18 protein-coding genes and 2 pseudogenes are annotated in these 25804 nt (G+C 37.3%); 19 read left to right on the top strand and 1 reads right to left on the bottom strand.

Annotation, left to right across the window (positions count from 1 at the left end):
* Positions 1-8: 8 nt before the first annotated feature.
* From arsB to menA, 17 genes and pseudogenes are all read left to right on the top strand, one after another.
* Positions 9-1049 (top strand): ACR3 family arsenite efflux transporter, encoded by a 1041-nt coding sequence (arsB, locus tag EGX95_RS14335; RefSeq protein WP_000826525.1) that lies wholly within the window; start codon positions 9-11, stop codon positions 1047-1049.
* A gap of 26 nt (positions 1050-1075) precedes the next feature.
* The gene (gene arsC / locus EGX95_RS14330) at positions 1076-1480 is read left to right on the top strand and encodes an arsenate reductase (thioredoxin) (RefSeq protein ID WP_000428338.1); all 405 of its coding nucleotides are present in this window, start codon (positions 1076-1078) and stop codon (positions 1478-1480) included.
* 325 nt (positions 1481-1805) lie between these two features.
* The gene (locus EGX95_RS14325; RefSeq protein ID WP_001140121.1) at positions 1806-2816 is read left to right on the top strand and encodes a LacI family DNA-binding transcriptional regulator; all 1011 of its coding nucleotides are present in this window, start codon (positions 1806-1808) and stop codon (positions 2814-2816) included.
* A gap of 41 nt (positions 2817-2857) precedes the next feature.
* Positions 2858-3289: an L-fucose mutarotase gene (gene fucU, locus EGX95_RS14320; protein WP_000911706.1), complete on the top strand. Its 432-nt coding sequence runs from the start codon at positions 2858-2860 to the stop codon at positions 3287-3289.
* A gap of 59 nt (positions 3290-3348) precedes the next feature.
* The gene (locus tag EGX95_RS14315) at positions 3349-4854 is read left to right on the top strand and encodes a sugar ABC transporter ATP-binding protein (RefSeq protein WP_001292576.1); all 1506 of its coding nucleotides are present in this window, start codon (positions 3349-3351) and stop codon (positions 4852-4854) included.
* Between the two features lie 34 nt (positions 4855-4888).
* Positions 4889-5893: an ABC transporter permease gene (locus EGX95_RS14310; RefSeq protein ID WP_000405465.1), complete on the top strand. Its 1005-nt coding sequence runs from the start codon at positions 4889-4891 to the stop codon at positions 5891-5893.
* Between the two features lie 46 nt (positions 5894-5939).
* The gene (locus EGX95_RS14305) at positions 5940-6935 is read left to right on the top strand and encodes an ABC transporter substrate-binding protein (protein WP_000709393.1); all 996 of its coding nucleotides are present in this window, start codon (positions 5940-5942) and stop codon (positions 6933-6935) included.
* A 53-nt stretch (positions 6936-6988) separates the two neighbouring features.
* A complete protein-coding gene (locus tag EGX95_RS14300) occupies positions 6989-7639 on the top strand; it encodes a class II aldolase/adducin family protein (RefSeq protein WP_000100000.1) in 651 nt (216 codons plus the stop codon).
* Positions 7640-7667: 28 nt separating this feature from the next.
* A complete protein-coding gene (locus EGX95_RS14295) occupies positions 7668-9161 on the top strand; it encodes a rhamnulokinase (protein WP_000416988.1) in 1494 nt (497 codons plus the stop codon).
* 1 nt (position 9162) lies between these two features.
* Positions 9163-10953: an L-fucose isomerase gene (locus EGX95_RS14290; RefSeq protein ID WP_000859474.1), complete on the top strand. Its 1791-nt coding sequence runs from the start codon at positions 9163-9165 to the stop codon at positions 10951-10953.
* 187 nt (positions 10954-11140) lie between these two features.
* Positions 11141-13210 (top strand): bifunctional rhamnulose-1-phosphate aldolase/short-chain dehydrogenase, encoded by a 2070-nt coding sequence (locus tag EGX95_RS14285; protein ID WP_000248239.1) that lies wholly within the window; start codon positions 11141-11143, stop codon positions 13208-13210.
* A 194-nt stretch (positions 13211-13404) separates the two neighbouring features.
* Positions 13405-16845 carry a glycosyl hydrolase family 95 catalytic domain-containing protein gene (locus tag EGX95_RS14280; protein ID WP_226812340.1) on the top strand — a complete coding sequence of 1147 codons (3441 nt, stop codon included), beginning with the start codon at positions 13405-13407 and terminating at the stop codon, positions 16843-16845.
* A 293-nt stretch (positions 16846-17138) separates the two neighbouring features.
* A pseudogene (locus EGX95_RS14275) lies at positions 17139-17969 on the top strand (GNAT family N-acetyltransferase).
* A gap of 56 nt (positions 17970-18025) precedes the next feature.
* Positions 18026-19009, top strand: coding sequence for a phosphotransferase (locus tag EGX95_RS14270; protein WP_000680481.1), 984 nt, complete (start codon positions 18026-18028; stop codon positions 19007-19009).
* A 55-nt stretch (positions 19010-19064) separates the two neighbouring features.
* A pseudogene (locus EGX95_RS14265) lies at positions 19065-19274 on the top strand (DJ-1/PfpI family protein); the annotation flags it as partial.
* Between the two features lie 245 nt (positions 19275-19519).
* Positions 19520-20515, top strand: coding sequence for a CgeB family protein (locus EGX95_RS14260; RefSeq protein ID WP_000654560.1), 996 nt, complete (start codon positions 19520-19522; stop codon positions 20513-20515).
* A gap of 306 nt (positions 20516-20821) precedes the next feature.
* Positions 20822-21733 carry a 1,4-dihydroxy-2-naphthoate polyprenyltransferase gene (menA, locus tag EGX95_RS14255; protein WP_000536372.1) on the top strand — a complete coding sequence of 304 codons (912 nt, stop codon included), beginning with the start codon at positions 20822-20824 and terminating at the stop codon, positions 21731-21733.
* A gap of 80 nt (positions 21734-21813) precedes the next feature.
* On the opposite strand, the gene satA is transcribed toward menA, so the two are convergent.
* Positions 21814-22371 (bottom strand): streptothricin N-acetyltransferase SatA, encoded by a 558-nt coding sequence (satA, locus tag EGX95_RS14250; protein ID WP_001050471.1) that lies wholly within the window; start codon positions 22369-22371, stop codon positions 21814-21816.
* A gap of 642 nt (positions 22372-23013) precedes the next feature.
* Between satA and EGX95_RS14240 the strand changes: the two genes are divergently transcribed.
* Positions 23014-24606: a spore germination protein gene (locus tag EGX95_RS14240; protein ID WP_063246668.1), complete on the top strand. Its 1593-nt coding sequence runs from the start codon at positions 23014-23016 to the stop codon at positions 24604-24606.
* Positions 24603-25790, top strand: a complete 1188-nt coding sequence (locus EGX95_RS14235; RefSeq protein WP_000052122.1) for a Ger(x)C family spore germination protein — start codon at positions 24603-24605, stop codon at positions 25788-25790. The genes EGX95_RS14240 and EGX95_RS14235 overlap by 4 nt, the downstream gene beginning before the upstream one ends.
* Positions 25791-25804 lie beyond the last annotated feature (14 nt).

Raw genomic sequence — 25804 nt, 5'->3', positions numbered from 1 at the left:
AAAATAAAATGAAACGTTTATCTTTTCTAGACCGATATTTAACACTATGGATCTTTCTAGCGATGGCTGTTGGGATTTGTTTAGGATTTGTGTTTCCTAGTGTAGTAGACGGACTGAATACATTACAAGTGGGAACGACGTCTATCCCGCTTGCTGTTGGTTTAATTGTCATGATGTATCCACCATTGGCGAAGGTTCGCTACGAGGAAATGGGCCGAGTATTTAAAGATGTAAAAGTGTTAGTTCTATCTTTAGTACAAAACTGGATTATTGGTCCGGTACTTATGTTTGTGTTAGCAATTATTTTTCTTCCTGATAAACCAGAATACATGGTTGGTCTCATTATGATTGGATTAGCACGTTGCATTGCGATGGTCATTGTTTGGAACGATCTTGCCGATGGGGATAAAGAGTATGCGGCAGGTTTAGTGGCTTTTAACTCGGTATTTCAAATGTTATTCTTCTCCATTTATGCATACGTGTTTGTAACAGTCATTCCAGAATGGTTAGGGATTGAAGGTGCTATTGTCGATATTACAATGATAGAAGTAGCAAAATCAGTGTTTATTTATTTGGGAATTCCTTTTATAGCAGGTATGTTGACGCGCTTTGTACTAGTTAAGTTAAAAGGAAGACAGTGGTATGAAAAGGTGTTTATACCTAAGATTAGTCCACTTACATTGATTGCATTGCTATTTACGATCATTATTATGTTTTCTTTAAAAGGAGAGATGATTGTTAGCGTACCACTAGATGTAGTAAGAATAGCAATTCCATTACTCATTTATTTTATTGTAATGTTTTTTGTTTCTTTCTTTATGGGAAGAAAGATTGGTGCAAACTATCCGGTGACTACAACATTAGCATTTACAGCAGGTAGCAATAATTTCGAGTTAGCGATTGCTGTAGCAGTTGGTGTGTTTGGTATTCATTCGGGCGCAGCATTTGCAGCTGTTATCGGTCCTTTAGTTGAAGTACCTGTCATGATTGCACTTGTAAACGTCGCTTTTTGGTTTAAACGTAAATATTTTAATGATCAATCAGTCTAAATTTAAAAATAAAGGTGGAAAACAACATGGAGAACAAAAAGACAATCTACTTTTTATGTACAGGAAATTCATGCCGAAGCCAAATGGCAGAAGCATGGGGAAAGAAATATTTAGGAGATAATTGGAATGTGTATTCTGCAGGAATCGAAGCACATGGAGTAAATCCAAACGCAATTAAAGCAATGAACGAAGTAAATATCGACATAACAAATCAAACATCAGATATAATTGATGCAAACATTTTAAATCGTGCTGATTTAGTCGTTACGCTTTGTAGTCATGCGGATTCTGTTTGTCCATCTACTCCGCCGGATGTGAATCGTGTTCATTGGGGATTTGATGATCCAGCAGGAAAAGAATGGTCTGAATTTCAACGTGTTCGTGATGAAATTGGTGAACGTATAAAACGATTTTCTGAAACAGGGGAGTAGTAAATAAAGGGAAGAGCCAACTCAATCGAGTAGGCTCTTTTTTATGTGCTATGAAACTTCAAAATAGAACGGTATGACGGCAGTAGAATGTGTAATAAACGTGGATTTAATCACGAAAAAAAACGACTCCATTCACGTTTTTCAGGTTATCTGATGAATAGGTGTATTTTTGTGAAAAAAATGTTTATAAAAAGCCTTGAAATATTCTGAAAATTAAATTATTATTATCCATGTAAACTACTAAGTAATCGTTTACATGGATGAAATAAGGGTTTAAACAAAACTGAAGTAAACGATTTCTTGAAAATTTAGAAAGAGTGATGAAATGGCTAAGTCTACAATTAAAGATGTTGCATTGGAAGCGAATGTGTCTACAGCTACAGTATCTCGTGTGTTAAACGAAAGTGGATTTGTAAGTGACGACATTAAAGATCGTGTTCATTTAGCTGTGAAAAAATTGAATTATCAACCAAATGCGATTGCTAGAAGTTTAAAGCAAGATAAAACATACACGATTGGTGTTGTGATTCCGGATATTACAAACCATTATTACATGACAATTTCAAAGGCGATTGAAGATATTGTACAGCAAAAGGGCTATAACCTTATTTTCTGTAGCAGTCATGAAAACCCTAAAAAAGAGGATAAATTGTTGCAACTATTAGTGGAACAGCGGGTGGATGCGATTGTATTGGCTACTGCTGGAGGTTGTGAAGAAAGAGTAAGAAGTATTCATCAAGCTGGTGTACCAATCGTTTTAGTTGATCGGACTGTTGAGATTGGAGATTCAAAATTAGATTCGGTTGTAGAAAGTAATTTTGAAAGTGCTTATAGATTAACGAGCTATCTTTTACAACAGGGGCATCGATCGATTGGTCTTGTAAATGGATTGTTAAACGTTAGTACAGGTAAAGAGCGCTATGAAGGATTTCAGAAAGCTTTAGAAGAGTTTGGGATTCAAGAAGATGAAAACTATACGTTTAATAGCACTTTCACAAGAGAAGGTGGTATGAAAGCAGTTGATTATTTTCTTAATTTCACTGAGAAACCGTCAGCTATTCTATCTTTGAACAATGAAATGGCATTTGGTGTTCTTCTTGAATTAACGAGGAGAGGCTACTCTGTACCAGAGGACATCGTGATCGCTTCTTTTGGTGATGTGGAAGCCGCACAATTATTACAAGCGCCTGGGATTATATCAGTCGCTCACAAACCATATGAAATGGGAGAAAGGGTAGGCGATATATTACTGAAACGCTTAAATAATGAAGAAGGTCCCTTTCATGAAATATTTACACCAAAGTTATTAATAGATGCACAAAGTGTAAGTAGTTGAAACGTATTTTCGTTAAGATAAAAATCGGAAGGGAGATAGAAATGCTAAAAGGAATACCGAAAATAATTAGTCCGGATTTAATGAAAGTTCTTTTAGAAATGGGGCATGGGGATGAGATTGTTTTAGCGGATGGCAATTTCCCTGCTGCCTCTTGCGGGACGAAGCTCATTCGATGTGAAGGTCATGGGGTTCTTGAAGTATTACAGGCAATTTTGCAATTTTTTCCACTCGATACGTATAGTAATCATTCTGTTTCGTTAATGAAGGTTGTAAAGGGGGATCATGTATCCCCCTCCATTTGGGAAACGTATGATGCGACAATTAAAAAATATGATACTCATTTTGATGGGTTTGAGATGATTGACCGCTTTGCGTTTTATGAGAGGGCAAAGAAGGCGTATGCAATTGTTGCAACGAGTGAAAGTGCTCTCTATGCCAATATGATTTTAAAAAAGGGCGTGGTTACAGATTAACGCATGATGAAACTAATATAGTATTTGAATAAAAAATTGATAGGGTAGTAGGTGATAGGATGAGTGAATTGCTACTGAAAATGGATGGAATTAGTAAAGCGTTCCCTGGGGTGCAAGCGCTTTCTAATGTGCGGTTTGAATTGAAAAAAGGCGAAGTTCACGCGCTCCTAGGCGAGAATGGAGCCGGAAAGTCTACATTAATGAAAATTTTAACAGGGATTTATCAAAGGGATACTGGAACGATTGCATACGAAGGAAGAGAAATCGAGGTTCCCGATACAAAAGCAGCACAAAGACTTGGAATCAGTATAATCCATCAGGAACTTAATTTAGCTCCGCATTTAACAGTTGCCCAAAATATTTTTATTGGAAGAGAACCTAAAGGGCTATTTAATCTTTTTTTGGATGAAAAAGAACTAAATAACAGAGCAAAAAAACTATTTGAAAGGTTAAACATTCATCTAGACCCAAGAGAATTGGTAGGCAATTTAACAGTTGCGAAACAACAAATGGTAGAAATCTCTAAGGCCCTATCCTTTGATTCAAAAGTATTGATTATGGATGAGCCAACAGCAGCTTTAACGGATACTGAAATCGATGCATTATTTGTGATGATTCGGAAATTACGGGAGGACGGTGTAGGAATTGTTTATATTTCTCACCGTATGGAAGAGCTAAAGAAAATTACGGACCGTGTATCGATTATGCGAGACGGTACATATGTAGGAACGATGCATACAAAGGATGCAACGATTGAACAAATTATCTCGATGATGGTTGGAAGGAAAATTGATAACAATCAAAAACCAGAAATGAAAGAGAGATCGAGAGAAAAGGTGTTTGAAGTAAAAAATTTAAAGAGAGGGAACACGATAAAGGATGTAAGTTTTGAACTGTATAAAGGGGAAATCGTTGGCTTTGCTGGATTGATGGGGGCTGGAAGAACAGAAGTAGCCCGTGCTATATTTGGGGCAGACCCACTAGATTCAGGGGAGATTTTTATTAAAGGAAAAAGACAGAATATTAAAAATCCTTCCGATGCAGTGCAACATGGGATTGGATATTTATCTGAGGATCGAAAACAGTTTGGCCTTTTAGTTGGGATGGATGTAAAAACAAATATTGCAATGGCATCGATGAAAGATTATGTGAAACCTTTCGGCTGGATGCATGTATCGAAAGTGGATCAACAATCTGAGGAATTAATTAAGAGGTTAAAAATAAAAACACCATCAGGTAATCAATTAGTGAAAAATCTTTCAGGAGGGAATCAGCAAAAAGTTGTTATAGGCAAGTGGTTGACTAGAGATTCAGATATCTTAATCTTTGATGAGCCTACTCGCGGGATTGATATTGGGGCAAAAGACGAAATTTATAAGTTACTACATGATTTAGCACAGCAAGGAAAATCTATTATTATGATTTCCTCAGAGCTTCCTGAAATTTTAAGGATCAGTCACCGCGTGATTGTTATGTGTGAAGGCAAAATAACAGGAGAATTGAAAAATGATGAAAAAGCATCACAAGAAGCAATTATGACTCTTGCAACAAAACGTATTATGTAATGGATACTAACGGATGATAAAGGAGTGAACAAGAATGGAAATACAAAAGGTAGTCGAACTTCCAGTTAAAGGGAAGATGAGGAAAGGGATGAATACAAATGCTCTTCAGCAGCTTCTAGCATTTGCAAGTTTAATTGTACTTGTTGTCATTTTTTCAATTGCTTCAGCTAATTTTCTGCAATTTGATAATATTATAGGCATCTTTTTATCAACAGCTGTTACAGGCATCCTTGCTTTAGGGGCAACGATGATTATCGTTACAAGTGGAATTGATTTATCCTGTGGAACCGTACTAACCTTGTCTTCGGTTATGACAGGTGTGTTTGCTGTCAACTTAGGTTTACCAGTTTGGGTAGCTGTACTCGGAGGTATTTTAATAGGTGCCGTAGTAGGTTTAATTTCTGGAGCTGCAATTGCAAAATTGAAGATTCCGCCATTTATTGCAACGTTAGCGATGATGATGATCGCGAAAGGATTGGCACTTGTTATTTCGAAAGCCACTCCAATTTATTTCACTTCTATACCAAGCTTTAACAAAATTGCGATGGGTTCTATTATCCCTGGCTTTGCTATTCCGAATGCTGTTTTCATCTTTTTTGGAATGGCTATTTTCGCAAGCTTAATTTTAAATAAAACGATTATCGGAAGGTATACATTTGCACTAGGAAGCAATGAAGAAGCAACTAGGCTTTCAGGAGTGAATGTTGATAAGTGGAAAATCATTATCTACATGCTTGCAGGTGTTTTTACTGGTGTTGCAGGGATCATAATGGCATCTCGTCTAAATTCTGCCCAGCCAGCTTTAGGAGCGGGATATGAATTGGAAGCAATCGCAGCAGTCGTTATCGGAGGAACTTCTTTAAGTGGTGGTAAAGGAACAATTCTTGGTACTGTTATCGGTGCATTGATTATGAGTGTGTTAACAAATGGTCTTCAAATCCTTTCCGTACCGCAAGAGTGGCAAACAGTAGTTGTTGGAGCGGTTATCTTATTGGCAGTTTACGCAGATGTGTTACGAAACAAAAAAGCAAAGAATTAACTGCGATACTGTTTTTAAATAAAACAATATATAGGGGGAGTTTTGGATGAAAAAAGCAAAAAAGGGCATCGTTTTATCATCAATTCTCGCAATCTCAATGTTTATGGGAGCGTGTTCTTCAAATAATGCAAGCACGGGAAGTAAGGATAGTGATGCTCCTGCAAAAGATGACGGCAAGCGCTATGTTGCGATTATTTCAAAAGGTTTCCAGCATCAGTTTTGGCAGGCAGTTAAAAAAGGGGCTGAGCAAGCAGCAGATGAGTATAAGGTGAATATTACATTTGTAGGTCCTGAAACGGAAGCGCAGGTGGATAAACAAGTTGAAATGCTCCGTAGCACACTTGATAAAAAACCAGATGCGATTGGGTTTGCGGCATTAGACTCTAAGGCAGCTCTTCCTTTATTAGAACAAGCAAAAAACAAAAAGATTCCGGTTGTTGCATTTGACTCAGGTGTTGAGGGAGATATACCTGTTGCAACAGCAGCAACAGATAATAAAGCAGCGGCAGCTCTTGCAGCTGAGAAAATGGCTGGATTAATTGGTGAAAAAGGAGAAGTAGCAGTAGTTGCTCACGACCAGACAAGTAAAACAGGTGTTGAACGCCGAGATGGCTTTGTAAATACAATCAAATCAAAGTATCCGAACATCAAACTTGTCGATATTCAATATGGTAGCGGCGATCAATTAAAATCGACTGACGCTGCTAAGGCAATTATGCAAGCGCACCCAAATGTAAAAGGTATTTTCGGTACAAATGAAGGTTCTGCGATAGGGGTAGTAAATGCTGTTAAAGAATTGAACAAAAAGAGTGTAGTAGTAGTTGGCTTTGACTCTGGAAAACTACAAATTGATGCGATTAAGAGCGGAGTAATGGCAGGTGCGATTACGCAAAATCCAATTGGAATTGGTTATGAAACTGTTAAAGCAGCTGTTGAGAACCTAGATGGGAAACAAGTATCCAAAACAATTGACACTGGTTTCTATTGGTACGATAAAAAGAACATTGATGATCCAAAAATTAAGGAAGTTCTATATCAATAAAATTTAAAGCGAAACTAGCGGTGCAAATAAGAGAGAAACTGAGGTGCATACTATTGTCGAGTGTAATAAATGATTTGAAAGTATATGCAAATAAGATTGTCCAAACGGGTCTTGTAGTAGGAGCAGGTGGAAATTTAAGTATGAGAGACGGAAATATGATGTATATCTCTCCTAGCGGTTTTGATTTGCAAGAGATAGAAGACCACGAGTGGGTACGTGTCAATATTGAAACTGGTGAGATATTGGATGATTTAAAACCATCTTCTGAAATATTAATGCATCTGGAATGTTTTCGTAAACGTCCTGATATAACAGCTGTTTTACATGCTCATCCAAGTTATTCGGTAGGTGTATCATGTACCGGTCATACCATTCCGAGTCTATTCCCAGATTTTCCAGCAATGATCAAAAGCGTATCTTATCTTGAATATATGATTCCGACTACAGAAGTATTGGCTACTGCTGTATCAAATGTGATTGAAGAAAATGATGTAGTCGTAATGAGGAATCACGGGGTACTTACGGTTGGTAAAACAATGAAAGAAGCATATTTTCTCATGCAAATTCTAGAAGAAGCAGCCAAAGTATATACGATTGCATCGACGGTGGGCGTGCCAAGAATTTTGACAGAGGAAGAATGTCACGAATTAAGAAATCTATCTTCTGAGAAATATAGATTACAACTACTAAAAGATGGGGAGTAATTGAAGTGTTTCCGAGGGGTGTGAAGGAATGGAAAAAGTTTGGGCTTTTGATTTAGGTGCATCTAATGGGCGTTTAATGGTAAGTGGATTTGATGGGAAACGCCTTTATCTGGAAGAAGTTCACCGGTTCTCCAATCGCCCTATTTACGCAACAGGTCATTATTATTGGGATATTTTAAGGATCTTCCAAGAAATGAAGAATGGAATAGGGAAAAGTATTCGAAACGGTCATAAGTCGATCGAAAGTTTATCTATCGATACGTGGGGCGTTGATTTCGGACTTCTTTCTGCAACAGGGGAATTGCTTAGCAATCCTTATTCTTATAGAGATCCGCATACAAATGATAGCTTAAAAGAAATTACGGAAGTCATTCCGAGGGATGTTTTGTTCTCTCGAACGGGAGTCACGCCAGCAGCAATTAATACGATTTGCCAGCTTCATGCTATAAAAAAGCATAACCAAAATTTAATGGAAAAGGCAAAAACGCTATTATTAACGCCAAACTTGCTGAGCTATTTATTTTCAGGTGTAAAGGCGAATGAATATACGATTAGTACAACGACATCGTTATTTAACATTCACGAGCGTAATTGGGATAATGCCCTCATGACAAAGTTGAGCTTGCCTACAGAAATGATGGCACATATTGTAATGCCAGGAACAACTCTCGGACCGACGCTTCCTTCCATTCATAACGAATTTGGCATGAAGCCTGTTAAAGTTATTGCTGGTACAGGGCATGATACAGCCTGCGCTCTTGCCGCATTACCTATAAAGTCTGAATATTCTGTTTTTATGAGTTGTGGTACATGGATTTTAATGGGAATCCAAGTAAAGGATCCAGTAATAAATGAACAGGCTTTGGAATGGGGCTTTACAAATGAAGGAACGGCAGATGGCGAGTTTCGGCTACTTAAAAATATTATGGGATTATGGCTCATTCAAGAATGTAGGGGGACTTGGGCAAAAGAAGGCAAGCTTTTTACTTACGAAGAAGAAGCAGCGTTCATTCGAAATACAAAACCATTTGCACATTTCATAGACCCAGATGATCCTTCTTTCTTCAATCCGGAAAATATGCCAAAACAAATCCTTGATTTCTGTATAAAGAGCGGTCAACAGCCGCCTGAAACGGAAGGAAGTTTCCTCCGCTGTATTTTGGAGAGTCTTTCATTCAAGTACAGATGGGTGTTAGAGAAGCTGGAAGTGTTAACTGGAAAGTCAATAGAAGTTATCCACATGGGCGGCGGTGGTATTCAAAATGATCTGTTTTGTCAATTTACCGCAAATGCGATTAACCGCCCTGTTGTAGCGGGGCCGGTTGAAGCGAGTGCAATTGGAAATGCATTATCGCAATGGATTGCGCTAGGAAAAATAAAGGATTTAAAGGAAGGTAGAGAGGTTGTTGAAAACTCGTTTCCTGTTAAACATTATCAACCTCAAAATCAATTAGAATGGCAAGAAGCATACGGCCGTTTTCTTGAAATAATCGATAACAATGTAGTAAGAAGGGAGCTTTAAAATGAAAACAGTTCATAATAGATTTTATAATACATTACCGAAAATTGGAATTAGGCCAACGATTGATGGCAGAAGAAATGGTGTACGTGAATCTCTTGAAGATATGACGATGAATCTTGCAAAATCGGTAGCGAATTTATTAACTGAAAATTTACGTCATTACAATGGAGAGGCAGTAGAATGTGTCATCGCTGATACATGTATTGGCGGTGTGGCTGAAGCGGCCAAAGCGGCTGAAAAATTTGCGATAGAGGGAGTTGGTGTTTCTATTACTGTTACACCATGCTGGTGCTATGGTTCTGAAACGATGGATATGAATCCAGACATTCCAAAAGCAGTATGGGGATTTAATGGAACAGAACGTCCAGGGGCAGTGTATCTTGCAGCTGTCTTAGCTGCCCACAATCAAAAGGGTATTCCGGCTTTCGGCATATACGGGAAAGATGTGCAAGATTTAAGTGATACATCTATTCCTGAAGATGTGCAGGGAAAATTACTTCAATTTGCAAAGTCTGGTCTTGTCGTTGCTACTTTAAAAGGAAAATCGTATCTTTCGATGGGATCTGTATCTATGGGGATTGCCGGTAGTACCGTTAACCCCGAGTTTTTCCAAGATTATTTAGGAATGAGAAATGAATATATTGATATGACCGAATTTGTCAGAAGGATAGATGAAGAGATTTATGATAAGGAAGAATATGAAAGAGCTTTAAACTGGGTGAAGGAGTATTGCCCAGAAGGTCCAGATAATAATGCGGAAGAGATGCAACGATCAAGGGAGCAAAAGAATAAAGACTGGGAAACTAGTGTGAAAATGACGTTAATTGCAAGAGATCTCATGGTTGGAAATCCGAAACTAGAGGAACTTGGTTATGGTGAAGAAGCGCTAGGGCATAACGCTATTTCCGCAGGTTTCCAAGGCCAGCGTCAATGGACGGATCATTTCCCGAATGGTGATTTTATGGAGACGATTTTAAATTCCTCATTTGATTGGAACGGAATTCGCCCGCCATACATTATGGCTACTGAAAATGATAGTTTAAATGGAGTTACGATGCTATTTGGTCATTTATTAACAAATACAGCTCAAGTTTTTGCAGATGTAAGAACGTATTGGAGCCCAGAGGCAGTAGAACGCGTGACAGGACATAAACCTGAAGGATTGGCGGCAAATGGATTTATTCATATGATTAACTCCGGTTCAGCTGCACTTGACGGGACAGGACAACAAACGAAAGATGGAAAGCCTGCTATAAAACCATTTTGGGAAATTACAGAGGAAGAAGCGCAAAAATGTTTGGCAGCTACTTCCTGGCGACCAGCTTCAACAGGATATTTCCGCGGGGGCGGGTTCTCGAGCGATTTCTTAACAAAAGGAAATATGCCTGTAACAGCAGCTCGTCTCAACCTCGTGAAAGGATTAGGACCTGTTTTACAAATTGCAGAAGGCTATACGGTTGAAATACCAGAAGAGGTTCACGACGTATTGGATGGGAGAACAGATCCAACTTGGCCAACAACTTGGTTTGTGCCAAATTTAACGGGAGAAGGTGCCTTTCAAGATGTTTACACAGTAATGAATAATTGGGGTGCTAATCACTGTGTAATAAGCTACGGCCACATTGGCAGTGATTTAATTACTCTTGCTTCCATGCTCCGAATTCCTGTGAATATGCATAACGTCAAAGAAGAGGACATCTTCAGACCGAGTGCATGGGGGATGTTCGGAACAAAAGATCCAGAAGCTGCAGATTACCGTGCCTGCCAAAACTTTGGTCCATTATATCAGTAAGTGAAAAATCCCCCTGATCGTACGTCGGGGGGTTACTATAGAGCATATTTTTTCGCATTGGAATGAAAGTGTAACAATTGTAGTGTTTAAAAAAATCGCAAGTAATAGGAAACTCTTGAACATACGGATACACACTATTTTCGTATCCGAAATAATAGAACAATAAAAAAACAACGGGGGTAAAAAGATGGTTAACAGTTTATGGAATGAAACAAAGGCATCACAATTATCGCAAGGAGTAGACGAATTAGTATATCGTTCAAATGTAATTGGAACAGACCGTGCTGTATGTAATTGGGGAGGCGGAAACACATCGGTAAAGACATTTGAAAAAGATTTCCGCGGCCGCAATATAGAAGTGATGTGGGTTAAGGGAAGTGGATCCGATTTAGCAACGATGAAAGCACAAAATTTTACAGGTTTAAGAATGGAAGACATTCGCTTATTAATGGAGCGTGAAGAAATGTCAGATGAAGAAATGGTAGAGTATTTAGCTCATTGTATGATTGACAGTAAGCATCCACGTGCATCTATCGAAACATTATTACACGCATTTTTACCGTTTAAACATGTGGATCATACACATCCAGATGCCATTATTAGTCTTTGCTGCGCACATAATGGAAGACAAATTGCGGAGGAGATTTACGGCAATCGTTTCGTTTGGGTTCCGTATGTGCGTCCTGGATTTACGTTATCTAAAATGATTGCAGAAGGTGTGAAAAATAATCCAAATGCTGAACTCGTGTTAATGGAAAAACATGGCCTAGTCGTTTGGGGAGATACGGCGAAGGAAAGCTATGAAAGAACAATTGCAGTTATTAATGAGGCAGAACAATACATCAATGAACGAGTGAATGAAAATACTGTATTCGGAGGTGAAAAATACGAAACACTCTCAGTAGAAGAGCGTAGAAGCATTCTTGCAAAAGTAATGCCGATTATTCGCGGGGCAGTTAGCGACGAAAAGAAAATGTTATTATCTTATGATGATACAGATGAAGTACTTCAATTTGTAAACAGCCACGATGCACGAGAGCTTTCGCAAGTTGGAGCAGCTTGTCCGGATCATTTAGTTCATACAAAGCGCAGTCCTCTTTATATTGATTGGGATCCGCAAACAAAAAACGTAGACGGATTAATAGAGAGTATTAAATCTGGTGTTACAAACTTTAAAGATGAGTATAAAGCTTACTTTGAACGTAACAAATACGAAGGAGACAAAATGTTTGAATCTGCACCTCGCGTTATTTTAATTCCTGGTATCGGTATGGTGAATACCGGTAAAAATGTGGCAATGTCAAAAGTAAGTGGTGCGCTGTATCATAGGGCAATTTCGGTAATGAAAGGTGCTACAACGCTCGGACGTTTCGTTTCTTTAAATGAAAATGAATCTTACAATGTGGAGTACTGGCCGCTAGAGCTGTATAAATTATCGTTAGCACCGGCTGAAGCGGAATTTTCTCGCAAAGTTGTTTTTATTACAGGTGGTGCTGGCGGAATTGGAAGTGAAACGGGACGCTGCCTCGTTTCAGAAGGTGCGCATGTCGTGCTTGCTGACTTGAATTTTGAAGGGGCAGAAAAAGTTGCGGCTGAAATTAACGAGAAGTACGGCGAAGGTCGCGCTACTGCTGTGAAAATGGATGTAACAAAAGAAGAAGAAGTAAAGGCGGCATTTGAAAAGGCAGCTCTTACTTACGGAGGCGTTGATAGTATCGTGAATAATGCAGGACTTGCGACGTCTAGTCCATTTGATGAAACGACACTTCAAGAATGGAATTTAAATATGAACGTACTTGGAACAGGCTACTTTTTAGTGGCACGTGAAGCGTTCAAGCAAATGAAACAGCAAGGCATTGGCGGGAATATGGTATTTGTCGGCTCGAAAAATTCTGTATATGCCGGAAAAAATGCTTCGGCATACAGTTCTGTAAAAGCACTCGAAACGCATTTAGCGAGATGTATTGCAGCTGAAGGCGGTGAGTATGGCATACGTGTAAATTCAGTTCTTCCCGATGCGGTGTTGCAAGGATCAGCTATTTGGGGTTCAAAGTGGCGCGAAGAACGTGCCGCAGCATATGGTATCGAACCTGATCAATTAGAGGAACATTACCGTAAACGTACAACATTATTAGTTAATATTTATTCGAGGGATATTGCTGAATCGATTGCTTTCTTTGCCTCCTCAAAGGCAGATAAAACAACGGGATGTATGATTACAGTTGATGGTGGTGTAACAGCAGCATTTACTAGATAACTATTACGTTTGTGAAAAGGTATTTCAAAAGAAGTATAAGAGGAAAATGTTTTTTGCCTCTTATACTTCCATATAAAAGAATAGCGAATTTCAAGGAGAGAATAAAAGAAGTCAATGTGCAGAAGGGGACATTTTACATTCGCTTTTCAAAAGGGGATGGAAATTTGAAACTGAGAAACGTATTAACAGGGTGATTGCTTTTTAGTACTTTATTATTTTCTTTAGGAAGCACTGGAGAGTTTAGTAAAGCAAAAGCAACAGCACCTATTACGATTGAAAATCCAAAACCAGAGGGAAAGAAACTATCACTTTGGTACAATGAGCCAGCAAAAGATTGGGAAAAACAAGCATTGCCAATCGGTAATGGCTATATGGGTGGAATGGTCTTTGGTGGAGTCCAACAAGAACGTATTCAGTTTAATGAAAAAACGCTTTGGACTGGCGGACCAAGCAGTACAAGTGAGTATACGTACGGGAATCGTGATGGGGCAGCGAGTCACTTAGGTAGCATTAGAGAAAAGTTATCAAAAGGTGATAAATCAGGAGCAGAAAGGGAATCTACGCAATTTCTCACAGGTCTCCAAAAAGGCTTTGGTTCCTATCAAAATTTCGGGGACATATACTTAGATTTTAATATGCCAGATGGGTCTTCATTTTCCAATTATCGCAGGGAATTAAATTTAAATGAGGGAATTTCTACGGTGTCCTATAACTATAAAGGTGTTCAATATAATAGGGAATATTTTGCAAGTTACCCTGATCGCGTTATGGTCATGCGTTTAACTGCTAGTGAATCGAAACAGCTTTCATTAGATGTTAGACCAACGAGTGCACAGGGAGGGCAAGTAACGTCCAAAGATAACAAAATCACGATAAAAGGACAAATAGCGAATAATGGAATGAAATATGAATCGGAATTTAAAGTACTAAATGAAGGCGGTACATTAACAGCAGAGAATGGGAAAATTAAAGTAGCAAATGCAGATAGTTTAACAATTATTATGACTGCAGCTACTGATTATGAAAATAAGTACCCGAGTTATAAGGGGGAAGATCCACATCAAAAGGTTGAAAAAATTATGTCCGCTATTTCTAACAAGAGTTATGAGGTTTTAAAATATACACATATAAAAGACTATTACTCTTTATTTAATCGTGTTTCTTTAAATTTAGGAGGAGAAAAACCATCCGTTCCAACAAATGAATTACTAGCATCTTACAGTAAAGAAAACAGTAAGTATTTAGAAGAACTATTCTTCCAATATGGAAGATATTTGCTTATTTCTTCTTCAAGACCAGGAACGCTTCCTGCAAATTTACAAGGAGTATGGAATAATTCGAACACACCACCGTGGGAAAGTGATTATCATTTTAATATTAATTTGCAAATGAATTATTGGCCTGCAGAAGTGACAAATCTATCTGAAACAGCTGAGCCATTAATGGATTATGTTGATTCATTGAGAGAACCGGGAAGGGTTTCAGCAGAAAAACATTTTGGTGTTACAGGCGGCGGGTGGACCGTTAACACGATGAATAATCCATTTGGATTTACTGCGCCTGGATGGGGATTAGGCTGGGGATGGGCACCTAGTGCGAATGCCTTTATTGGTCAAAACCTTTGGGAGCATTACAAGTTTACGGATGATAAACAATACTTACAAGAAAAGATTTATCCGATACTGAAAGAAGCGGCAGTGTTTCATAGTAAGTTTTTAGTAGAAGATCAAAATAAGAAGTTAGTTGTTTCTCCGTGCTGGTCTCCAGAGCTTGGTGGCATTTCTAATGGATGTGCCTTTGACCAACAGTTAGTATATGAATTGTTCTCTAATGTAATTGAAGCGAGTGAAGTTTTACAGGTTGATAATGTATTTCGGGATGAGTTAAAGGCGAAAAGGGATAAATTATTCCCGCCAATTCAAATTGGTAGATATGGTCAGGTGCAAGAGTGGAAGGACGATATAGATGACCCTGGCGAAACGCATAGGCATATATCCCAGTTAGTTGCGCTATATCCGGGAAGTATGATTAATCACAATACACCAGAATGGCTAGAGGCAGCTAAAGTTACTTTAAACCATCGTGGTGACGAGGGAACAGGCTGGAGTAAAGCGAATAAAATTAACTTATGGGCACGTTTGTTAGATGGTGACCATGCGTATAAAATCCTGCAAGGGCAACTTACTGGAAGTACGCTCAGCAACTTATTTGATACCCATCCGCCGTTTCAAATTGATGGGAATTTTGGCGCAACATCAGGAATTGCTGAAATGTTAATTCAAAGCCATACCGACTCCATTCAACTATTGCCTGCACTTCCGAAGGCTTGGAAAGACGGTTCTTATAAAGGATTAAGAGCACGCGGTGCATTTACGATTGATGCGGATTGGAAAAATGGCACGCCTACAGTTATTCAGGTGACTTCTGATCATGGAAACGATGTAAAGTTAAAAAGTCCGATATTCAATACATCGTTTACTGTGACAAGAGTCGGTACGAATACACCGGTGCCATTTACGAAGGATGGCGATACGATTTCATTTAAAACGGAAGCAGGTAAAAAGTATAAAATTGAGTCTATGCTTAGTTTCGATCTAGAATCTCCCAGCAGTGTAACAGCAGGAAATACAGTTAAGGTAAAGGCAAACTTATCAAACTTTGGTACGCTGAAATCTTCATCTGGAGAAGTGGTTGTAAAGGCTCCAGAGAGCTGGAATGTGAAGCCAATTAAAGTAGCTTTTGAAGGCGTTGAACCAGGGGAATCGAAAACAATTGAGGCAGATTTATCTGTCCCTATTGATGTAGTTGCTAATAAGTATTCCATTGAAGCGGAGGTAACTACAGATAGCGGGACGATTAGTAAATCCAATCAAATAGAAGTAACGCCAGCAGTAAAGCTAATTTCGGCAAATGTTGACCCATATCCAATTAGTAGTGAAGGTGGTTCGACTACATTAAAGGTAAAGGTCCAAAATGAAATAAAGGAAAAAGTTACACCTGGAAAAATTGAATTACAATTACCAGAAGGCTGGAATGCACAGCCATTAGCGACAGACTTTCAATTATCGGCAGGAGGAGAGGAAACATATTCGTTTGTTATCACGCCACCATCCCAGTTTAAAGGAGTAAAAGAAGTTGAAGTTTCTGTAAAATTGGGGAATGCGGTGGTAACATCAACGAAAGTGCAAGTTGCTTCCGGCGGCATCTACCTTAGTGACATTTCATGGGTAAAAGCAACTGCTGGCTGGGCAACGGTTCAAAAGGATAAAAGTACCGACAAAAATCCAATTTCATTACTCGGAACGACAGGGCCGATTACGTACAAAAAAGGAATCGGAACGCATTCGAAGTCAGAAATTACGTACGACATATCAAATTCAACTTACAAACGATTTCATTCATACGTAGGAATCGACCAGGAGCCTGGTGGTAAAGGCGGTTCAGTCGTATTTAAAGTGCTACTTGATGGGGCCGAAGTATTTAATAGCGGTACAATGTACTATAATACGCCAGCAAAATTTGTTGATGTTGACCTTACAGGTAAAAAAGAATTAAAACTAGTCGTTGATGATGCAGGTAACGGTAACGGAAATGATCATGCGGACTGGGCGGATGCTTGGTTGAGTTTTAAATAAGGATGATGTAATAATAGGTGCTCTTTTTCGTCATACCGATTATATGTTCCCAACTATACCCTCACATGTTTATTTGGGATTTGATGATCTGGTAGGAAAAAGAGTAGTCTGAGCTTCAATGTATGAAACAATTTTTATAAATAAAGGAAAGAGTCAATCTTCTGTTGCATAGGAGATTGACTCTTTTTATACATAGACTACATTGATTTACAAAAAACACTAAATTAAATAGAGAATATTCTGACGTAATGATAAAGTTAGAATAGATTGGTTTAGGAAAGGTGGTTTAACTTATGATTTCTGAATTAAGCAAGAATGATTTTTATAAATGTAGTAGTTTAATAAATGAACGAGGTCAATTAGAAGTCAAAGCTGTAATTGCAGGGGTGAATCCTGGTCGTATATTTGTAGATAACATATCTTCCCCTAATTCGGGGCTTATTTGGTTAGGCAATAATGATGGCTTCTTTTTTATTGGAAATGCTGAAAATGAAGAGTTTAATAAAGAAATGAATCATCTTATTAATAATGTAATAAAACCTGAGGCGAAAAAGGTTGGACTAAATTGTTTTGAAGGAATCGGTAATCATTCAAAGTGGAACAAAACAATTGAAAGAATATTTCAGCACCGTAACTTAAAGAGTTAGAATCAAAGAGTGTATATGCTAAGAAAAGAGGATTATAAAAATCATCATGAGCCTAAATTTGAACAGGGATATACTGTGCTAAAAATGAGTAAAGCTCTCTATGAAAATAATAATAACACATTTAAGAACATTGATTTTTTACAATCAAAAATTTTAGAGTTTTGGTCTTCACCAGATTGTTTTTTCAATGAAGGAATCGGTTATTGCATTGTTTATGGTGATCTAATTGTGAGTGTTTGTTTTTCAGGATTTGTATTTGAAAATATACACTGTATAGATATTGAAACAATAGAAGAGCACCAGGGGAGAAAATTAGCTCAAACGATAGCTCATAGTTTTGTGAAAGATTGTTTGGAGAATGACATTACTCCATATTGGGACTGTATGGAATTGAACAAGTCTTCTATCGCAGTTGTGGAAAATGTAGGGTTTACAAATGTGTTTAATTACGTAGGATATTATTTTCCTTTTGAGTAAATTAAGTGTATTTTACAAACCTATCATCGAGGATTTTTACATGTAAGGAGAATAGGATGAAACACATAATAAAAGACGTATTAATAAATTATTTTAAAGAAATTCATACATTAGCAGTGGAAGAAGAATTACATAATAATAGTTGGCATACAGATTTACACTATAAAATTATCGTAAATGGAAAGCGATATTCCGCAAGATTTATAAATAGCAAGCGAACAATCAATCCAGCTTTTGGAGCGTTATCAAACGAACAACTGATAGAGCAAGTATGGTTTACGTATTATGTACGCGAACATGGAATTCCTTTTATGCAGATAAATAAGAATAGGGCAGGAGAGCCATTTACACTTGTCGCTTGGAATGAGGAACAATACCGATTTGTCTTGTCTAATTGGATTGAGGGAGAACATATTACACATTGTACAGAAGCTATCGCAAAAGCCTTTGGAAAGGAATCAAGAAAGATTCATGACATATCTTGCGCATTTCAAAGCTCGATTTTTCAAAAGAAATCACATTTGGATGGGTATGCCCAGTTTATTCATATGTTAGAAAGTAAGGCAAGTGCATGCAAAGAATTACGGGAGTATATAAATCTAGCTACATATCATATAGAGTGTGCATATACGAGTGAATTAAAGTTTATCGTACAGACAGATTTAAATCCTTTGAATGTTTTATGGGACTCAAGTGAGCAGGTAAAAGGAATTGTAGATGTCGAATCGATTGGATATGTTGATCGTATTGAAGGACTAGCCTTTTTACTAAAGTGGTATTCTCGAACAGAAGGAATACATTCGCATGAAGTATGTTCAAGTGTTGCTAGTGAATTTTTAGAAGGATATAAGGCTCATAATATTGTAACATCAAATGATTATAAAAGACTATCTTCATTACTTTGGCTATCTGGTAGTTTGAATTGGAATTTTGTGAAGAAAACGCTAAGTGTAATAAGTGATGAGAGGGAATTAGAAGAACATTTGGAAGTTTATAGAGTGAGGGGAGAAAGACTATCTTCATTATTAATTTGTATATAACATGTATTCTCCTAATTTGGGATTCAAATAAGAAACCATATGAGGTGTTCTAAAAATGAAAATACAAATTGTATTGTTTGACGGTTTTGGAGAACTTGTCTCCTTTGCACCTTTTGAGGTACTGAAAAGAGCGATAGAAGAAGGGGCTCCGTTTACAGTTGAATTCGTTTCAAGTGAACCAAAACAAGAAGTTACTACTTCGTTTGGGGTTACGGTTCAATCACATGAATTTTTACGAATGGATAATCGTCCAGATATGTTCATTTTCTATGTTTAATAATTTGGCTGAATATAACCTAACTTTATTCCCTTTGTGACACCTCCCCAAATCCCATCAGCCTATAAAATAAGGAAAGTTCCACATAATGGACATAAACGATGCTTATAAATATAAAGTAGGATGTTATGAAAATGAATAAAGATTGCAGAGCCTACATAAAAGGGCCTTAGCTAAACCCAGAATATAAAGTGCTTTTTTGAGAATGAGAAAATATGTATAGGAGGAAGGACATGAAAGACAACACTCCTAAGAAAATTCTATTTATTCAATCAGGAATTCCTTTTTATTATCCAATGATCGAAGCAGCAATTTTGAATAGTTTACAAAAGGTAAACAGCGATACAAGTATGGTGAGTCCAGAAAAAGCTATAAAAACCGCGTTAAAAATGAAACCAGATTTTATTTTGGTATTAAGCGGTTTAAGTGAAGAATTTAATCATATTATGCCATTCTTAAAAAAGGCAGGGTTTACTACTGGGCTTTGGCTAACAGACGATCCTTATTATACGGATGTAACACAAAACGTTGTTCCGTTTTATGACTACATATTTACGCAAGATTTAAATTGTATCAAGTTTTATACGGGGATAGGATGTAAGAATGTATTTCATCTCCCGTTAGCAGCAAATCAAGATGTGTTTAAACCTTCTCTTAAAGAAGATACATATAAGTATGACCTTAGTTTTATAGGTACAGCATTTGAAAATAGAATTCACTTTGTTGATTCGATTGCAGAGTATTTAGTAGGGAAGAACATAAAAATTGTAGGATTCGGTTGGGAGAAGTTAAAGAATTATGAAAGATTAAAGGATAAAATACAACTCTTGCCACTTGCAAAGTATGAAGATGCGTTACATTTTTACGTATCTACTAAAATCAATATAAATTTGCATCGTTCACTAATTGATCAGGAATTGAATTGTAACTCTGCAAATATTCAAGCGTATTCCGTAAATAATAGGACGTTTGAAATTAATGCCGTAGGTTCTTTTCAATTAACTGATATACGTCCAGATATAGCAAAACATTACATACCAGGTGTTGAAATAGAAACTTTTAATAGTGCATCGGAGTTTATACAAAAAACAGAGTATTATTTGGAACATGTACAAGAAAGAAAACGTATAGCAAAAAATGGGCTGGATAGGACCTTGAAACACCACACATATGATAAACGAATCATACAATTATTAAACTATATTAATTTGAGGGGCGTGAAGATGTAGTCTAACCATCAACTTACATGAAATAGCATCGATTATACTTGAAGATAAGCGTTTAATGCACAGGGATAGACCAGAAGAGATTACTGAGGATGTTTTAAATTGGTTCATATAAAAAAGGTCCGTTGTTCGAATGCGAGCAACGGGCTTTCTTTTGAAAAACTGAATTTAAGAGTGATGGAGAGATAAGCAAGAGCATTACAGTTCTATTACCAATTCATTTTTTGATATAATGGATGCGTGGCAGAAAACAGATAGAAAGATACTGCTAGTAATTTATACTTAAATGTAGGGAGATTGAACAGAGTTATGGGGACAGAAAAAGAAATTAGTTCCGCTAAATTAATATGGAAGATGACGCGCCCGCATACGTTAACGGCGACGTTTTCTCCTGTAATTTTAGGAACAGTGGCATCACTTTATGTTGCCAAAATTGATTGGCTTTTATTTATTGCGATGATGGTTGCATGTTTAGCATTGCAAATAGCGACGAACTTATTTAATGAGTACTATGATTTCAAACGTGGATTAGATACAGCTGATTCTGTTGGAATTGGTGGCGGAATTGTCCGTCATGGATTGAAACCAAAAAATGTGTTAACAGTCGCACTTTTATTGTATGTACTAGCTGCACTTATCGGAATTTATATTTGTATGAATAGTAGCTGGTGGTTAGTCGTCATCGGTTTAATCGGAATGGCGGTTGGCTATTTATATACAGGTGGTCCATTACCAATTGCGTACACTCCGTTTGGAGAATTAGTTTCTGGCTTGTTAATGGGGACATGCTTTGTACTTATTGCCTTCTTTATTCAAACGAATACGATAACGACTGAAAGTGTATTGATTTCCATTCCAATTGGAATTTTAGTCGGTGCAATCAACATGTCAAATAACATCCGAGATATCGAAGAAGATATTAAAGGTGGAAGAAAGACATTAGTAATCCTCCTTGGCAGAGAAAAAGCTGTAGTAACACTAGCTGTAGCCTTTTTCGTTGCTTATTTATGGATTGCGGTAATTGTATTAATGGGTTATATAAGCCCTTGGGCATTAGTTATGTTCCTAGGTTTGAGAAAACCAATCTCTGCAATTCAAAGTTTCCAAAAAGGTGCAAAGGATCCCGGATATATGCGTATCGCCATGAAATCAACAGCGATGACAAATACGATTTTCGGCTTCTTATTATCAGCAGGATTACTAATTAGTTATCTGTTTTAGATAAAAACCCCCAGTTTCTCAATTTTAATTTAGAGAGATTGGGGTTTTTATTTTGACTATGTTTAACGTTAAGAGCATTTTCATTCGAAATGCAAATACCAATAAATTGCTACTTCATCACTTGTCATATCCAAACCTTTGTAAACAAGAAAATCAAATCCACCAATTACAAATCCACATTTTTCATAAAATTTACATGCTGCGACATTATTATTTTGCGTTTCAAGCATGATCCCGGGCATATTGCCTTCTTTTGCCCACTTCTTTGCTTGGTCAACTAATCTTTTACCAACTCCGAGTGTACGATATTTTTTATCGACTGTTATATCTTCTATGTAAGCATAGTGATTCCAATTCTTTTTCAATACTATGAATCCAATGATTTGGTTATGTAACAGTGCTATGTAAATTACTTGATTCGGTTTATTTATATAGTCATTGTAAGCAAGTGCTTCATTATCATATTGATTTTGCAAATAACTTTTTTCATAATTTGGAACGTCTTCTACTGTATATTCTATGCGTCTATTTACTTTGGAAAGAGAAAGAATTAACCGAGCATTCACTATAAAACTATCATCAATTTCCGGGAAATTGCCTACATCATTTTTTTCTAACTTTCTAATTAAAAGGTTCATCGGAGTACCTCCCAATAATATTATTTCTTCTGATTTTTTATTTGATTCAAATGAATTGCGATTACAAAATTATAATAGAATTTCAATGGTAAGGCTATCTCTGTATTTTATCTTTATACTAGCATGCTAGTATGAAAATATTGTTTAAAATGAAGCGGATTATTTTCAATTAAACTTCCAGAAAAATCATATAGTATCAACAGGGTTACTAAAAAATGAGATGATTTCATTAAAGAGTATTTTAGTGAAAGAAGGATTAAAGAAATGATCTTAGTTCTTTTCTAAAAGAGTGATTCCATTAAATCAATTCAGAGCATGTTCTGATTTATCTTTCTTCAGAGCATGCTTTTTGGGCTCGTTTCCATAAGTGTATTAGTACCAATTTAACAACTCATCAGTTACAAGTTACTTTTTGGATACCACACTTTAGAATAACTAACTTATAGAAAAAATTGAATAATTTTCATGTGTAAGGAGATTTTAAGAAGGATATAGAGGGGATATTTTCCTGTTGTTTTCTAGCCAAATGATTACTGACCCAAAAACCATGTGGTGGAACGGTTTCTAAAGCTTTTCTGTCAAGAAATCACTAACACTAAAGTTCAAGTATAAAAACATAAACCATTCGATAAATGGGGTAGTATGATGAAAAAACTTAGTAGAAATCGTTTGAGAAAAAATATTCAGGAACTTGAGAGTGCAAGTATGCAGATCCAACATGATCAAGAGTGTGAACTCAAGCAGAGTGTATGTGCGAATGAAGAAGTTTTGAGACAAGTTTTTGAAAATTGTTCCGATATTGTATTTCGTCCACTTCTCATAAATAGTCAAATTGAAATTCTTTTTATTTATATAGATGGATTAGCTGACACTAAGATTGTGGAACAAGTTGTTTTCAAACCAATGATGTTTGAAGGTTTGCCTAGTGGGGTAAAGAGTGAGGATTCGGTAGGAGAAATTATACAAAAACAGCTTGTTGCGGTTTCTCAAGTAAAGACGATTTCAAAAGTTCATGAGGTTATAGAAGCGATATTGAAAGCGAATATCGTCATTTTAACAGAAGGAGAGAGTCAAGCTCTAGTCGCTGATTTAAAAGGGTTTGAAAAACGAGGTATTGAAGAACCGGCTGCCGAGATTTCTGTTCGTGGCCCTCGGGACGGATTTACCGAAACGTTAAGGGTGAATACGAGCCTAATTCGCCGAAGGATTCGGAGTCAAAGACTAAAAATGGAACCTTATTCGATTGGGGAATTATCACAGACAGATGTGGTAATTGCCTATATTGAGGGCATTGCACCCGATTCGGTTTTGGATGAAGTTCGCCAAAGGGTAAAGCGAATTCAAATTGATGGGGTGTTGGAGTCAGCTTTTATTGAAGAGTTTATCGAGGATCAACCCTTTTCTCCCTTTCCGCAAATTCAAAATACCGAGCGACCAGACGCGGTTTGTGCAAGTTTATTAGAAGGGAAAGTCGCCATTTTAGTCGATAATACACCTTTCGTTTTAATCGTTCCGATGACATTTTGGACGGGTTTGCAAGCAGCGGAGGATTATTATGAGCGCTCCATCTACACGACTTTTGTTCGATGGATACGTTTAATATTAATTAATATTTCATTATTTCTTCCGTCTCTCTATGTTGCTATTACAACTTTTCATCCGAAATTAATTCCGACAAATTTGCTTATTAGTATTGCAGCTGCGCGAGAAGGTATTCCTTTTCCTGCTGTTATAGAAGCACTAATGATGGAATTTTTATTTGAAGGTTTGAGGGAAGCGGGCGTTCGGTTACCAAAACCCGTTGGATCAGCAGTTAGCATTGTGGGGGCACTTGTTATCGGGCAAGCTGCTGTGCAAGCAGGTATTATTTCCGCACCTTTAGTTATTGTTGTGGCGACAACCGGTATTGCGTCATTTGCGTTCCCGCGCTACAACTTAGGAACAGCTTACCGGATGTTACGCTTTCCTATGCTGTTATTGGCAGGAATGCTTGGGCTATACGGTATAGCAATAAGTACCCTTGCGATTTTGATTCATTTAACTAACATTCGTTCTTTTGGCATTCCGTATTTAAGTCCAGTTGCGCCTCAGACTCCGCGTGATTTAAAGGATGTTTTTCTCCGAACGCCTCGTTGGAATATGACACACCGCCCAATAATGGTATCTGGTGAAGAGAAAGTTCGTTTTCCAGATGGACAAAAGCCAGATGAGAAACGGGGAGGGGAAACAGAATGAGTCTGCACAAGGCGCTCTCTATGATACTGGTCGTTTCATTATGCTTCTTGACGGGATGTTGGGATCGTACGGAGCTAAATGATCTGGCAATTGAATTAGGGTGGGGACTTGATCAAGCGAAGAATAATAAGGTTGAAATTAGTGCGCAGTTTATTATCCCATCAAAAATGGGAATGGGACAGAGCGGAAGAAGTAATGCAGGAAAATCGGTTTTTATAGAATCAGGAATTGGAAAGGATACACATGAAGCTGTACAAATGATGCAAACAAAAATGTCGAGAGAAATCTTTCGAGGGCACCAGCGTGTAATATTGATTGGAGAAAAAATGGCTAAAAATGGCCTCGCTTCAGTTTTAGATGCATATAGCCGCGATCCTGACATTCGATTACGAGCAGATGCGTTTGTAATAAAGGGGCATACTGCAAAAGAGTTTTTGAAAGCATCCATCCCCTTAGAATCTATCCCGGCACTTGGGGCACTGAAAGAGCATATGCAAATAGAGGCGTTAGGAGATATGTCTTTATTACATTTTCTTATTGCTAGTACGAGTGATGGAATCACTCCGATTTTACCCGTTATTAAACTAAATGTGTCTCATAAAAAAGGAAAAACTGAGGTCAAAGGGTTTCAAATTGTAGGCGGTGCTATATTTAACAACGATTTCAAATTGATAGGGTATTTAAACATGCAGGAATGGTTAACTACTCTTTGGATAGTGAATCGTTTAAGTAAACAGACGGTTACAGCAAGCGCCTCTAAAGGAAATGGTAGTGCAAGTTTATATATGACAAAAATCAATAGAAAAATTATACCTACTATACAAGGGGACACAATTAAGTGTGATATTGTTTTTTCTGGTGAAGGAACAATTCAGGAGAATAATACGAATTTAGATCTTTCGCAGCCAAAAAATATCACTCTTTTAGAACATGTATTGGAAAAACAATCTGAAAAGCAAGCTCTCCAAACTATTAAAAAGGTTCAAAAACAATACGGAACCGATATCTTTGGATTTGGGGAAGCCATTCATCGAAAATATCCATCCGAATGGAAAGGGCTAAAAAAGAATTGGAGTAAACAATTTCGAAAAGTGCAAGTTTCTGTTCATACAAAGCTTACTATTCGGAGAGTAGGACTGACTGGACCACCGTTGCAGTTAAAGAAAAACGAAATGAAAAAATAAGGAGGAATATAGAG

It is taken from the genome of Bacillus sp. FDAARGOS_527 (assembly GCF_003812125.1).
In the GTDB taxonomy this organism is placed as follows: domain Bacteria; phylum Bacillota; class Bacilli; order Bacillales; family Bacillaceae_G; genus Bacillus_A; species Bacillus_A paranthracis.
This window is presented reverse-complemented; position numbering and strand designations above follow the sequence as displayed.